The organism is Variovorax sp. OK605 (genome assembly GCF_900115445.1).
GTDB lineage: Bacteria > Pseudomonadota > Gammaproteobacteria > Burkholderiales > Burkholderiaceae_C > Variovorax.
In genome coordinates this window covers 171,292-186,508 of sequence record NZ_FOWL01000014.1, presented here as the reverse complement: position 1 = coordinate 186,508, position 15,217 = coordinate 171,292, and the positions used below count along the sequence as shown (strand labels likewise).

3 protein-coding genes are annotated in these 15,217 nt (G+C 71.9%); all 3 read right to left on the bottom strand.

The genetic code is table 11. The features are described from left to right. Positions 1 to 13,415, bottom strand: a 13,415-nt coding sequence (locus BM013_RS30220; RefSeq protein ID WP_143098413.1) for a filamentous haemagglutinin family protein, incomplete at its 3' end; no start/stop codon positions are given. Between the two features lie 175 nt (positions 13,416 to 13,590). Next, on the bottom strand, positions 13,591 to 14,637 hold the full coding sequence (locus BM013_RS30215) for a FecR family protein (RefSeq protein WP_256221776.1): 1,047 nt from the start codon (positions 14,635 to 14,637) through the stop codon (positions 13,591 to 13,593). 19 nt (positions 14,638 to 14,656) lie between these two features. After that, the gene (locus tag BM013_RS30210) at positions 14,657 to 15,217 is read right to left on the bottom strand and encodes an RNA polymerase sigma factor (RefSeq protein ID WP_093131978.1); all 561 of its coding nucleotides are present in this window, start codon (positions 15,215 to 15,217) and stop codon (positions 14,657 to 14,659) included.

Here is a 15,217-nt window from a genome sequence, read left to right as displayed (position 1 = left end):
TCCTGCGCGGCCGCCGCCGCCTGCGACGCCGCCGCGCTCGCGTTGGTCAGCGCCCCCACGTTCACCGCCGCGATCACCGGGATGCCCACCGACTGCCCCTTCACCTGGATGTTCTCCGCGTTCACCACGCGCAGCGCCGCCAGGTTCACGTTGCCCGACACCCGGATCCCCGCCTCCCCCGCGTCGATCGTGCCCAGCGGCGCAATCAGGTCCACGTCGCCCGGCGGGATCTCCGGGATCGGGTTCAGCGTCGCGATGCCCGCGCCGGTGTTCGGCGTGTTCGGCGACAGCGCCACGTTGCCGACGTTGTCGTAGGCCCGCCGCTGCGGCGTGTACACGATGGTGGTCTTGGCGCCGCGCCCGGCGTTGATGTCGCCCTGCGCCGACCACGCCAGCACGTTGCCGCCGAAGGTGGTGAAGATGCGGCTCTGGCCGAGCAGCAGGCTGCCATGCGTGTAGACGTTGATGTCGCCCTCGCCCTGCGTGAGCAGGCCCGAGCCCTCGCCCGGCGTGAAGCCGCCGTCCACGCCCACCACCGCGCGCCCGCCCGGCACCAGCAGGCTGATGTCGCCGCCGAAGTCGGTGTGCATGCCGGCGTCGAGCACCTTGTAGTACGGCAGGTCGGTGCCCGTGCCGCCCATGGCCAGCCATTCGTCGTAGCGCATGTAGGTCTTGCCGGGCAAGGGGCGTTTGGTCGGCTCCGCGCCGCTCAGCTCGAAGTACCGGGCGCTGCTGAACATGGTCAGGTCGCCCGCGTAGCTGCGCGCGTTGCCCTGCGCGTCCTGCGACGGCAGCAGCGTGGCGATGGCCTCGCGCCCGCGCAGGTAGCTGCCGCTGCGCCGGCTCTTCGGGTCGTTGTACTCGCGCCCGCCGGCCTTCAGCTCGGCGTAGTACACGTTGCGCAGGAAGGCGCGTTGCTGCGGTTGCGGCAAGGCGTCGAAGAAGGCGCGCGCGTCCATCGTCTTCGCGTCGAAGTGCAGGCCCAGGCCGTTGGCGCCCCCGAAGTGTTCGGCGAGCCAGTTGACCAGGTGCAGGCCGCTCTCCAGGCGGTACTCGCGCTCCAGCGTGCGGATGGCCGCGCCGCCGCCGGTGCCGCTGCCTTGCCGCCCGCGGTCGAGCTCGGCCTGCTTGCCCGCCAGGTAGGCGGGCGCGCCCGCCTCGTCGCCGCCATAGCCGAACTCGCGCGCCAGCCATTGCGACAGCGACAGCGCGCCTTCGTAGGTGCGCAGCGCCTTGCCCGGCTGCTCGGCGAAGGACTGATCGGCGTTCGCCAGGTTCTTCGGATCGAGATAGCGTGCGGCAAAGGCCGCCCAGTCGGCGCCTTCGCGACCCGCGCCCACGGTCACCGCAATGCCGGCGCCGCTGCGGCGGTCGCCCGGCACCACGCCGGGCCCGCGCGCCACCGAACCGACGCTGCGCAGCTCGGCCTTGTCGGCCATGTACACGTCGCGCCCCGCCGTGAGTTCGAGCTGGCCGGGCCCGGCCACGTAGAAGCTGCTGTAGCGGATGTCGCGGCCCGCTTCCACCACCGACACGTCGTCGACGTGGTTGTGCACGATCAGGTTGCCCGTGGCAAAACCGTTCCCCAGCGAGGGCTCCGGCCGGTACGGCGCATTGCTGTCGGGGCCGCGGGTGCGCGTCCAGCCCAGGGCATTGGCCGGCAGGGCCTCGGGGGCGCCGAGCGGCGTACCGGCATTCACGATGTCGCGCCCGGCGCGGATCGCGACCGGGCCGCTGCCTTCGTACCAGGTGTCAGTCGGGCCGAAGACCTCCGAGCGCGAGATGATGGAACCGGTGCGCAGGCCGACGATGTCCCCCTGCACCGCGTAGAAGCGCGACGGCGCCTGGCCCGTGACGCTGTAGCCCGAAGCCGTGGGCGGCACGAAGCTGAACAGCGGATAGCTCTGCGCCGTGAGATTGGGCGCCGAGCTGCCCGACAGCAGCACCGAAGGCGCGATCGCATCGGGGTGCACGTTGGTGATGCGAAGCGGCCCGTACCAGACGGCCTGGCCCAGGCCGACGAAGCCCGGGTTGAACGGCGTGGGCAGCATCGCCGGATCGACGCCCGAGGGCGTGACCGCATAGCCGCTCGCGTAGATCGAGTCGCCGGCCAGCAGTTCGAGCTGCGGCTTGCCCTGGCGCACGAACTGCGCGCCGACCGGGGTCGGTGCCAGCAGGATGCCGGTGCTCGACTGGTCCGGCACGTTGCTGCGGTTGAACGTGCCGGTCACGGCGTTGCCGTAGTAGAGGCTGCCGTTGGCCGATGCCGCGCGCAGCACCGAGGGGTAGATGAAGCGGTCGCCGCTCGCTACCTGGTCGCTGCGTTCGCGGTTGTCGGTCCAGGCCATGCCCGGTGTCAGGTTGCCGCCGGCCGAGAACAGGTCGACCGCGGTCGCCGGCGTCCACAGCGAGAACCAGCCGATGCCGCCGCCCGCGAAATGCGAGCCGCCGGAGGTGAACGGCACGCCGCCGTTGAACTGAGGCACGCGCCCGGCGTCGGTCACGGTTCCGATCACCAGGTCACCGCGCGCCTCCACGCGCAGGCCGCTGTCGCCCAGCACCAGCACCGGACCGCCGCCGGCAATGCCGGAGCTCGACACGTTGACACGCAGCGCGCGCGACTCCGTCGGGTCGGCCCGGTCGTAGCGCAGCTCGATCCCGCCCACCGCGCCCGCGTCCACGCGCAATGCGCCGCGCAAGTTGGTGAAGGTGCCGTTCAGGTCCAGCCGTTGCTCGGTGCGGCGCAGGTCGGTCGCGAATTGGCTGCCTCCGTAGGGCGCGAAGCTGCGCGTCTCGGCCACGGGGTTGAGGCCGCCGCCGATGCGGATGTCGAGGTCGCCGCCGCCGGTGAGCACCAGCTCGCCAGCGGAGGTCACGCGGCCGGTGCTGCCCACGGCCAGGCTCAGGCCCTGGCTGCGCGAGACGAAGGCGGCGTTCCAGTCGCTGACGAGGTTGAGCATGCCGGCATCGCGGCCCGCCTCGAAGACCAGGTTGCCGCCGCCCAGCGTGCCGAAGCCGGTGAAGCCCATCAGGTAGGGGGCGCTGTCCTTGCCGGCACCGGCCACATAGGTTCCGAAGTTGATCCACCAGGCCGTCGGCACGTCCTGGGCCACGGCGCCGCCGCCCTGGCGCCACAGCCATTGCCCGACGGAGCTGGTGCCCGTCATTGTCCCGCGCACGCCCAGCGGGTCCGTTCGGAGCAACGCGGCGGCACTGCCGACCTGGTCGCCCATGACGTCGCCCCCCGCGCGCAGCAGCAGGTTGCCGCCGTGCTCGGGGTACCACGCCTGGTAGAGGCTCTGGCTGCTGCTGCCGTCGACGAAGGGCGCGAGCGTGGTGCCCAGCGAACCGAGCATGCTGCCGTCGGCCTGCTGGCCGCGGGGCAGGTTGTGGAGATCGGCCTTGCCCGGCTGCGCCAGCGAGGCCGAGGGCGTGCCGGCGGTGTAGACGCCATACGGCGAAGTCATCAGGATGTCGCCGCCGGAGACCAGGTCGAGGTCGCCGGTGCCGGTGCGCAGCACGCTGAAGATCGGCTCGCGCAGCGGCTTTTCTTCCAGCCGGGTCTGTGGCGGCTTGCCGGGCGCGGTCTGCACCAGCAGCGGGCCGACGCCGAAGTTGTTGAGCTCCAGGCCGCCCCAGCCAAGAACCTCTTCGACCTGCGCCGGTGTCAACGCCTGCCCGGGGTGAATGTCGAAGCCCAGGCCTTGCTCGTTCCAGAGCGCCACGTCGGCGTCGATCGCCCACATGAACTCGCCGGGTGTGGCGGTGCCGGGAATTTCAATCCTGACGAAGCTGGAGCCGTAGTGCGTGTCGGACAGGCGGATGCCTGCATTGGCATGCGGCTGCGTGAGGCGCGAGTCCGCCGCCGACAGGTCGGCCCCGCCGACCAGGCGCAGGTCCCAAGACTGCGAGCCCTGCGCCAGCAACGGCGCCAGTGCCCAGGTGCGGCCCTGGGTGCCGTCGGCCTCGCGGTCGCGCAGGTCGACGAAGTTGATGCCGCCCGGCAGGCGCACCAGGGTTTCGCTGGGAATGACCGCGCCCTTGGCCAGCGCGAGCGGCCGCGCGAGCTGCACGCCGTTGAGAGGCGATCCCGGGAAAGACTGGTCGTGGATGACGCCGTCGGGGAAAGGCAGCGCCACGCCGCGCGGCCAGGTCATGGCCGCCACGTTGGCGACGTTGTTCAGGCGAAAGCCCGCGCCCAGTTGGGCGCCAGCGGGCAAGGTCACGTCCGACGGGAGCACCGTGCCCGCGGCGTACAGCTCGTTGCCGGCCGCATCCCGCACCGCGCCGCCGAGCACCGCGCCCTTGGCCAGTGCCAGCGGCTGGCTCAGCGTGGCCGTGACGGGCAGCAAGGTGCCGCGCGCCAGGCTCATCGCCTGCATCGGCAGGTCGTAGTTCAGCACGCGGCCCGACTGGAAGAAGGTGCCGGTGTCCAGCGTCACGCGCCCGCCCTGCGGCAGCACCATGTCGCCACCCAGCGGGATGCGCCCGCTCGGCAGCATCCAGCCCTTGTCGTCGGGCGTGACCGGCAGGCGCGCACCGTCGAAGCCGTCGCTCAGGCTGCCGAAGACGTCCAGCCGGCCCTTGGCGCGCAGCACCAGCGCGCCGGCCTCGCCCGAGCCCGCGACGCCGGTGCGCTGCGTGTGCGGGTTGACGCTCTGGTAGCGGTAGCCCGACAGGTCGATGTCGCCGTCCAGGTGCAGGTCGCCATCGGCCGTGCGGCTCGCGATTTCGATGCCCGGGCGCAGGTGGAAGGCATCGCCGTACGCGCGCAGGCCCTGCAGCCGGGCGTTCATCAGCGTGCCGTTGCCCAGCGCGTTGGCCATGAAGACCGTGCTGTCGGCGTGCTTGGCATTCAGGTAGGCCTGCGTGACCGACTGGTAGCTGCGGCCGTCGACGCCAACGTCGGTGCCCACCGGCGCATCGTCATAGCGCCAGAAGGCGTTGAGCATGATCGACCGCGCGCCGTCGATGGCGATGCCACCCGCCGCGTCGATGCCGATGTCGTTGCCGGTCGCGCCGCCCAGGCGCGGTGCGTTGAGCGCGACGGTGCCGAACGAGCGGCCCGAGCCCCCCGCGCGCAGGTCCATGCGCACGCCGGGCTCGATGCGCAGGCGTCCGCTGCCCGCATCGATCTCGATCACCGCGCGGTTCGGTGCGTCGATGGCCTGGCCGTAGCTGTCCACGCGCAGCACGCTGCCATGCGCGTCGAGCACGGCGTTGCCGGCCAGCGTGACGCCGTTCTTCGCCGCGAGGCGGATGCTGCCCACCTGCTCGCCGCTGGCGTCGACAGTGCCGGCCACGGTGAGCTGGCCGTTGTCCACCGACACGTTGATTTCGCGCGCGCGCAGTTCGTTGCCCACCAGCAGGTCGCCCTGCCTGAGCTGGAAGCTGCGGCCGCCGACCACGCCGCCGTCGTTCAGGCGCTGGTTGAGGCCGGTGAAGTCGTCGATGTGCTGCGCGCGAATGTCGGCGCGGCCCGCCGCGTAGGGCACGTCGGTGCCGCCCGCGTCGTAGTGGCCGCTGCTGGCGCCGCGCAGGGTGCCCGCGAGCGACACCGTGCCCGCGGTGTCGCCCAGCGCCATCGCCACGATCTTGCCGGCGCGGTTCTCCACCGCCGACACGTCGATGGCCGAGCCCGCCGCCTGCGCGATGTTGCCCGCGCGGCTTTCGAGCAGCACGTCGCCGCCCCAGCTGTGCTTGGCGCTGTCGAAGAAGTCGATGCGCCGGCCCGCCATGTCGATCTGCGCGCCCGCCCCCAGCAGCAGGTCGCCCTGCGCCGCGAGGCTGAGCTTGCCGCTGGGCAGCAGCACCGCGGTGTCCAGGCGCAGGTTGCCCTTGCGGCTGTCGAGCGACAGCTCGGCGCCGAGCGCGTCGGCCAGCGCCGCGTTGTCGGGCGCACCGGCGCGCACGCCGGGGAAGGCCGCCACGTCGATGTCGCCGCCCGCCGAAATCCTGTTGACCGAGCCCGCGCGGCCGGTAAGCAGCGGCGTGCGCAGGTGCAGCGTGCCGCCGCTGTAGCTGAAGTCGTTCAGCGTCTGGTCCCATGGGCCGCGGCTCTGGTAGACCGACAGCGAGCCGCTGCGGTTGGCCGTGATGCGCTCGCTCGCGTTCAGGCTCACGTCGGCAAAGCCGAGTGTCGTGCGATCGAAGGTGTGGACCGAATCGACGCGCGCACCGGGGCCGAAGCCGAACTCGATGCGGCGCGCGTCGATCGCCAGGCGCCCGCTGCCGGTGCCCGCGCCGCCGGCCACCACGTTGCCGGCCGGCGTGTTCGCTCCGTTCCACACCAGCGTGTCGGTCTGGATGCGCGCGAGCGCGTCGGCGCTGCCGTGGCCGTAGATGGCGGGCGTGCCCAGCACCAGCCGCTCGACCGACGAGCGGCCGGTGGCGGGGTCGATGGTGGACAGCGTGGCCGTGTCGTAGAAGTTGAGCGAATCGCGCACCGTAAGAACCAGGTTCTCCAGCGCGGGCGCGCCGGCCTCGGTGTCGCCGCGCAGCAAACGGTCGAGCACGCCCTGGTTGAGCGTGAGGCCCGGTGGCAGCACGCCACGCGCGGTGGCATCGGCCAGCGACTTCTCGCTGCCCACGTTCACGCCGCCCACGGCCAGCACCAGGTTGCGCGTGCCGTAGCGCACCGCTTCACCGAGGTTGAAGGCGTTGTCGGTCGCAGCGGTGATGGTGCCTTCGGAGTACAGGCGCGTGACACCGGCGCATGGCGTGAGCGTGCAGACGCCGATCTGGATCGCGCCCGCGCCCTTGCCGTCGCCTTCGGTCGGCAAGGTGGGCGCCAGCATGTCGAGCCAGCCGTTGGACACGGCCACCAGGCTGTTGGGACCGGGTGCGAAGACGAAGCCTTCCTTCGAGTCGTAGGCGGCGTTGCCGCGGCCCAGCGTATTGATGCTCGCGCCCTGCTCCACGGTGGTGCCGCCGGCGCGCGAACTGGTGATCAGAAAGACCTCCGCCGCACGCAGTTCGCTGCCGGCGCGCAGCACGACGGCGCGCGACTGCGTGGTGGCATTGACCATGTTCGCCTGCTGCAGGCTGCCCTTGTTGTCGGTGTAGGAGGCCGTGAGTTGGCCGCCGATGACCAGGCGCGCCGCGCCGATGGCGTTGAGCTCGGAAGCGTGGATCGACACGCCGGTGAAGCCCGGCGTGCGCGAAGCGCCGTCGGGCAGGATCTCGACGTCGCTGCCGCCGCCGACCGACGCCGTGCTGCCGCGCCCGCCTTCGGCCGGGGCGGCCAGTACGCTGCCGGCAAAACGCAGCTGCTGCGGCCGCTCGAACGAGCCGGCCTGCGTGGGCGCCACCAGGTCCACGCGGATCGACTTGGCGTCGCGCTCCAGCACCGCGCGCGGCACGCCTTCGCGCAGCGCCTGCGCTTGTGCGAAGGCGCTGTAGCCCATCTCGTTGTACTGCGAGTAGGTGCGCAGCATGTCGGCCGGCGTCAGGATCACCTGCGTGGGCATCGCATCGCGAAACGCGGTGCCGGCCGTGCCGAGCTGCCCAGAGGCCGCCCACGATCCGTTGCGCATGGCACCGGCGGTGCCCATGGCGCCCACGCTGGGCGCCAGGCCGTTCAGCTCGACGCGGAACGCGCCCGGCAGCAGCGCGTAGGTGGACGGCAGCAGCGTGTAGGTGCCCGCCGGCAGGCCCGGCACGCCCGCGCCGATGGTGATCTGGCGGCCCACGGCCGCGCTGCTCGCGCCCTTCTCGCCGTTCACCGGCGCATAGGCCGCCGGCACGCCCGGCACGATGGCGTACACCGGGTTGGTCGCAAGGCCCGGCAGCACGAAGCCGTGGCCGTCGGCGCTGCGCTGCATCAGCGGGTTCATGCGCGCATCGACCGAGCCGCCACGGCCCGGCAGGAAGGCCGTGCCTGTGAGTTCGCCGCCGCCGGACAGGTCGACCACCGCGCCCGCGTGCACGTCCACCGCGTGGCTCACCAGGCTGACCGACGGGTCCCGCCCGACGCCCCGGTACTCCACGTCCTTGCCGTTGACGACATAGTTCAGCCCGTCCGACGTGCCGCCATAGGGCATGCGCAGCCCGGCCGCGCTGACCGACGTGACGCTGCCCGGCATCAGCTCGACCAGCCCGGTGTAGCCGCTGCCCGTTGCACTGCCCAGCGTGATGCCGCCCAGCGGCGCACGCAGCACGCCGCCCTGCACCACCTTGGCCGCCGACAGCGTGAGCTGGCCGAACACACTCTGCGGCATGTCCGGCAATGCGTTGCCGATGCGCTCCACGGTGAGTGTGCGCTGGGGGTCGAACGCGACGTCCACGGTGCCGAATTCAGGCCGCGGAGTGCTGTAGCGTCCGACCACCACGGTGGCCATTTCGTTGCTGGCCGGATAAATCTGCGCCGCCGCGAGCGTGAGGTTGCCGGGCACATAGAGCCCGCCCCGGTCCTGGAAGCGAATGTCTCCCTGGCTGGCCAGGCGCATGTCGTCGAAGGCGAGGCGCTCCACGGCCACCTTCTTGCCATTGTTCAGATAGACCAGGCCGCGGGTGCCGGTCATGACGTCGCCGGCGATGTCGATCTGGTCGGCGTCCACCCGCAGGCTGCTGCCCGCCGCCACCTTCGGAACGCCCAGTTCCCCGCTGCCCTGGCCCAAGTTGCGCGCGCCGGTCACGGGGTTGGGCATGAGTGTGTTGTCGACCTGGCGGTTGGCCGAGCCGCCAAGGCGCACGTAGGGGGCGCTCAGCACGATGCGGCTGTCGATGGGGGCGTTCTCGACCAGGCCCAGGCTGCTGGCGGTCAGGCGCAGGCTCTGGCCCAGCCGAAGTTGCACCGAGCCGTCGAAGCTCAGCACGCCGTTGACGCCCAGCGCCAGGTTGTCGAAGCCGCCGGCCTGGATGCGGTCCACGCCGACGCGCGCGTGGCCGTAGGTGAGCGCGGGATCGGCCGCGCCGGCCTGCAGGCCGGCCGCCAGCACGCCGTCTCCCTGCGTCTGTGCCAGCACGAGTTCACGCGTCTTGCGCACCGTGTCGGTCACAGTGGGGCCTGCGTAGGTGAAGTTGGCGACCGGGCCGTAGATCGGCGTCTCCAGCGTCAGGGCCAGCGTACCGCCGGCCGCGCCAGCACCGCCCGAAGCGGCACGCATCTGGCCGTCCAGGTACAGGCCGCGCGAAGAGGTCAGCGAGATCACGCCGCCCTGGCTGGGCGCTTCGAGGGGCCCCGCGCCCGGCTGGTACAGCGTGGCCGTGGCGCCCGAGGCGTCGAGTCGCGCGCCGGGGCGCACCACCACGAAGGCGTCGGCCTGCGCCGACTTGCGGGTGTCCAGGTCGAAGGGCACGCCGATCTCGATGGTGCCGCCCGCGCTGACCTTGCCGTAGGCATGGCCGAGCGAGTCGGTGGCGGTGAAGGCGCGTCCGGAGACGTCGAGTTCGGCGTGTTCGCCGATCCAGATCGAACGGTTGTCACCGAGGCCATTGGCAGTGTCCGCCGGCCCGGCCTCTTTGTAGGCCCCGCGCAGCACCGAGATGCGTCCGCCCGCGGCCTGCAGCAGCCCGTCGATGGTGGTTTGCGCATTGGCTTCGAGCGCAATGGCGCGGCCCGGGTCGACCTGGATGCGCGCACCGGTTCCGATGGTCAGCGCCCCTTCCGCTTCCAGCGTGCCCGCCTTCAGCGACAGGTCGGCGCCGTCGCGCATGGTGAGCGTGCGACGCACTGCGTTCTCCTGCTGCAGCGGCGGCAGCCAGGCCTGCAGCGCCTGCGAGGTATTGCCCCCGGTGGCCAGCATGCGGCCCGCGGCCGGGTCGAAGCGCAACACCGGCATGACGACCTGCAGCTGCGCGCCGTCGACCACCGAAATGCCGTCGGGCGAATTCACCGCGTAGCGGCTGAAGCCGCGCTGGAACAGGCTGGGGTCCAGCGCGAGAAAAGGCACCACAGCCACCGTGTCGGGCCACACCGTGCCGGTGGCAATGCGCGTGCCTGCGGGCACCGTGACCGGAAACCTGGAGGCAGTGCCGGCCTTGTAGACGGCGACCAGCTCGAAGGTCGGCAGGCCATTCGGAAACACATCGGCCGGCAACACATAGCCCGCGGGAATGTTGGAGATGCCGACCAGAGCGCTGCCCGCCGGCACCACCTGGTTGGCGGCAATGAGCTTGCCCGAAGCCAGTTGCACGGTCGACGTGCTCACCCACGGGGCGGCGGTGATCACGGGGTTCTGGTCGTCCAGCCGCGGCTGCGAGTTCTGCCGCACCACCTGCCCCGGCGCCAACCTGTCGCTGGTGACGGAGAAGTCCATCGGGATCGACGCGCCCGCGCCAATCACGTAGTCGTTGGCCAGGCGCAGCGGCTGCGCGCTGGCCAGCCCGCCCTGCAGCACCTTGTCGGCATCGGTCGGCATGCCGCCGATGCTGATGGTGGTGCCGTGTTCCACGCTCAGCTTGCCGCCGCCGCGCACGCCGTAGCCGCGCAGCTCGCCGTCCATCGCCAGCGCGCCGGCGCCCAGGTTCTGGCTGGCGCCCAGCGTCACGTTGCCGCCCTTGCCGCCGCGCAGCGAACCGTCTTCCATCAGTGCCGCGCCCGACGACACGTCGATCAGGCTGCCCGTGCCCAGCGCCACGCTGCCGGTGCTGCGCATCGACACGCTGCCGCCGTCCACGTACGGCAGGCCGGCAATGTCGCTGCGGTCGATCTTCAGGTTGGTCCAGAGGCCGCGCGCGTCGAGCGTCACGCCGGGGGCCACCCGCGTCTGGGCGAAGTAGCCGCCGGGTGGCATCTTCTCGATCGGCAACTCCAGCCAGGGCTGGGCCGCGGAGGACGTGCGGCGCTCGATCATGTTGCCCAGCAGAATGCTGCCGCCTCGCGCCGTGAGGTCGGCATTGACCTTCACCTCGGTCGCGTGCAGCGCGAGCGTGCCGCCGTGGGCAACGCTCACCGCGCCGTCCACCTGGATGCCGCCCGCCGCGTACACGCGCAGCTCACCCAGCCCCAGGCTGCTGAGCCAGCCGGCGTCGAGCAGCAGGCTCTTCGCGGCCGCCTCGGGCAGCGGCTGCGCGAGGGCCAGGCCGTCGGCCAGCTGGCGCGCATGCGTGCCGATGTCGACCTTCTCGACCACCGCCTCGGGGCTGTTGCGCAGGTTCCGCAGGGCCTTGTCGTGGTACGGCGTGAGCGCGCCGATGACGAGCTGCCCCTGCTTCGCAACGGCGGTCTGCGACTGCAGGTAGCCCTCCATGCCGGCGTCGCGCGCGCGCTGCTGGCGCGGTCCCTGGAAGGCGGCGGTGGTGAGTTCGCCCTCGAGTACCGCGGCGTCCGTGGCCACTACCAGCCGGCCGGCGTCGCGGCCCACGGTGTAGCCGCTTTCCAGCCGCTGCTGCGGCGCGATCAGCGGGTTGTAGAAGAAGTCGGTGGCCGAATCGCCCCAGCGCTTGTGCGCTGACTCGAATCCCTTGTACACGCCGTCGTACAGCAGGTCGCCCGGTGCCTTCGAGGCTTCGTAGAGGCGACCGTCGCGGCCCTTCAGGTAGCTCTGGCGGATGTTGCCGGTCTGCACGTCGAGCGTGCCGCCCGAGAGGTTGATGCTCGAGCCGCCCTGCGTGACCAGCTCGCGGCCCGCGAACTGCACCGTGCCGCCCTGCGCCGCCCACTCGCCGATGCCGTGGCCGTCGGTGCCCAGGTAGCCGCTCACCTCCAGCAGGCCGCCTGCCGTGTACCAGCGGTCGGTGTCGTAGCCCTGCTGCGCGTCCTTGGGCACGCGCACCAGCGTGCGGCGGTCGATCCACAGCTTGCTGTTGTTCAGCCGCTTGCTGTCGCGGTTGCCCGGTGCGTCGCGCTGCTCGTTGCCCTGCACGTCGACCTGCACGTTGTTGGCTTCCATCGCCACGTTGACGCCCACCGCGCCCGAGACGTCGATGCGCGCGCCGCTGGCCACCTGGCTGCGGCGCGCCGCGTCGACCATCACCTGGCCGCCGGTGGCGAGCGTGAGCGACTCGCCCTGGAAGTCGACGTTGCCGCCGCTCACGATGCGCACCAGCGACTGGTCGCGGCGGTTGAAGCCGTCGCCGCCGGCCTTGTCGCTGTCCGTCAGCAGCGACTCGCGCTGCACGTCGAGCGCGGTGGCGGGGTCGGCGTCGAGCCGGATCGCGCTGATGCTGCCGGGGGCGAGCGTGACCGTGGCGCCAGCCTGCTTCTGGTCGGCCAGCAGATGAATGGTGCCGCGCGTGTGCACGGAGGTGGTCGCTTCCAGCACGCCCTCCTGCCGCACCTGGCGGCCCACCATCGTGATGTCGCCGGTGGGCGCCTGCACCAGCCCGCTGTTGACCACGCGGCCGGCGGCCGAGTCGCCCAGGTACAGCGGCGTGACCACGTTGCCGCGCGTGCTGGAGGTCTGGTTGGCGTCGGTGCCCATGCCCTTGCGGATCACGAAAGCGTCGCCGGCGGCCAGCACGGCCTGGCCCGACGGCGTTTCGATGTGGCCGCGGTTGATGCTCTCGCGGCCCGCGAGCAGCACGTAGCCGCCGCCTTCGGTGACGCTGGTGGGCCGGTGCGTGGCGATGCGCGCGCCGGCCTCGACCGTCACGTCGGCCGTGGCCGCGCCGTGCGTGAAGCCGGTCGCGCTCACGGCGAGGTCGTTGGCCAGCGTCGGCACGAAGGCCGAGCCCTGCGCGTCGCTGTACAGGCCCTTCTTGAACTGCGCGTCGCTGAGGCCGACGGCGGAGGCCACGAGGTTGCGCGTGTTCACCTGGCTGCTGCCGCTGAACACGATGCCGTTGCGGTTGACCACCAGCACCGTGCCGTCGGCCTGGATCTGCCCCTGGATCTGCGAGGGCCGCGCGTTCGGGTCGTTCACGCGGTTGAGCACGGCCCAGCTCGGCTGCTGCTCGAACTTCAGCGTGGTGTTCTTGCCGACGTTGAAGGTCTCCCAGTTCAGGATGGCCTGCGCGCCGGTCTGCGCAACGGTGACCTGCGTGCGGCCTTCGCCTTGCGTCTGCACCGGCGCATTGGCATTGGCCCAGCCCGCCGTGAGGCTGGCGGTGTCCACGCGCAGGCCGCCTTGGGCCAGGCCGTCGGGCACGCCCTGCCCGCCTTCGATGGCCGCACGGCGCGCGGCCTCTTGCGCGGCCTGCTGCGCCGCGATGCCGCGCGCCGCGATGTTCAGGTTGCCGATGGAGCGCTGCAGCTGCTCGCCCGCGCGCTGCTGCTGCGCCTGCGGGCTGGTGAGCATCGACGCGGGCATGCCGTTGGGCAGCCGGCCGGTGGCCGCCGCGGTGCTCTGCGCCATGCTCTTCTGCGCCATCCACGCGGGGCTGAAGGCCTGCTGCGCATGCGCGCCTTGCACCGCGGCGCCGGTGGCCAGCATCAGCGCGATGGCATGCACCAGCGGCGTGAGCCGAGGCTGCGGCGAGAAGAAAGAAGAAGGGTGCGTGTTGCGCCGGGACACCGTGCTGCTGCGTTGCATGCGGACTTCCATGGGTTCGTGTTTCATTGCTCGAATCGATGCCACGCGCACACGTCCGGACAGCGGACGGCGCGTGGTCTACCGAGCTATGACAGCGAAGAACGCGAGCGACTGCACCATGTCACGAAATCTTCACAAAAGGCGTCCGCGGCGGCTGCCGGCCGCCATCCCACATTCACGCCTTGCCCATGCCGAGCAGCACGATGCCCCCGGGCAGCTGCGTGAGCTCGGCGCCGTACACGTCGCGCACCAGCGCCGCCACGTCGTCGAGCCGGTCGATCGAGAAGCTCGCCTGCACCTTGCTGCGGCCCAGCGCCTCGCTGGTCAGCACGAGCCGGCCGTGGCGGTAGCGGTTGACCTCGGCCACCACCTCCGCGAGCGGCACCTGGTCGAAGACCAGCTGGCGCCGGCGCCACGCGCTGACGGCGCTGGCGGCGCCGGTGTCCACCGCCGTCACCGGGCCGAGGCCGTCGGGGCCGTAGCGCAGCTGGCGGCCTTCGACGAGCTGCGCGCGCTGCGCGCCGCGCGCCACCTCGACCTGCCCCGCCAGGCAGGTGACGCAAACCTCGCCGCCGAGGTTGCGGATGTTGAAGCGCGCGCGCACCGCCGACACCATGCCGCCCGCCGCGGCGACGCGCACGCGGGCGCCGCCGCCGGCGGCCGGCGCGCCGGCGAGCACCTCGGCCTCGCCGGCCACCAGCTCGATGCCTTCGCCGGCGTCCGCGCCTTCGCCGCCACCACTGCCACCACTGCCACTACTGCCACCACCCGGCAGCGTGTTCACGCGCGTCTGCGTGTTCATCTGCACTACCACGCCGCCGCCGATGTCGACCTCGCGCTGCTCGCCGGTCGCGGTGCGGTAGTCGGCACCCCATTCGGTCACAGAGGCCCAGAGCCCGAGCGGCGGCGACACCGCCAGGTAGGCCACCGATGCCAGCGAGGCCGTCACCGCGCCGCCCAGCAGCGCGCGGCGGCCCGCCGCGGGCATGGGCCGGGGCGCGAGCAGCGGGGTGCGCTGGCGCGCCGCGCGTTCTTCCTGCTGGCGCACGCGCTGCGCGGCCGGCGCCATCGACTGCCACACCTCGCGCGCCCGCACGAAGGCCTGCGCGTGCAGCGTGCTCTGCGTGCACCAGCGCCGGAAGGCGCGTGCGTCGTCTTCGTTCGCCTGTTGCGAACCCAGCCGCACGACCCAGGCCTGCGCTTCCCGTTGCATGGTTTTCATCGCTTCGGACTCCCCGCGTTCAGCTGTCATCACGCTTAGACTGTTTTCCCGCGCCGGGACCGAAGCGCTGGATGAAATCCCTGCCCAGCCTTTCGCAGCAATGCTCCAGGCCGGCGCGCAATTCCTTCTCGACCGTGCGCACCGACACGCCGTAGCGCGTGGCGATGTCCTTGTGCGGCATCTCGTCCACGCGCGCCGCGAACACGATGGCGCGGCGGCGGCGCGGCAGCTCGGCCAGCGCGCGCTCGAGCGCCTCGATCTCGCTGCGCGCCTCGGCGCCGCGCGCCGGGTCGGCCATCTCGTCGGCCATGTCGTAGAGCTCCTCGACCTCGCCGGCATTCAGCAGGCGCGCGTTGCTCTTGCGCTGGTCTTCCGCCGCGTTGAGCGCAATGCGGAACAGGTAGGCCGACGGGTAGCGCACCACATCGCGGATGTGGGTGTTCTCCACGCGCAGGTAGGCCTCCTGCAGCGCGTCGTTGGCCAGGTCTTCCGAGCCCAGGCGAATCTGCAGGTGCTTGCGGAACTGGGTGTAGCGCGCGAGGAAGAGCGCGCGCAGCGCCGCCTTGATCGACTCCGGCAT

Bases quoted from the DNA above. Each gene is read 5' to 3' on its own strand.
- BM013_RS30215 (WP_256221776.1), bottom strand. From the start codon at position 14,637: ATGAAAACCATGCAACGGGAAGCGCAGGCCTGGGTCGTGCGGCTGGGT.
- BM013_RS30210 (WP_093131978.1), bottom strand. From the start codon at position 15,217: ATGCCGGAGTCGATCAAGGCGGCGCTGCGCGCGCTCTTCCTCGCGCGC.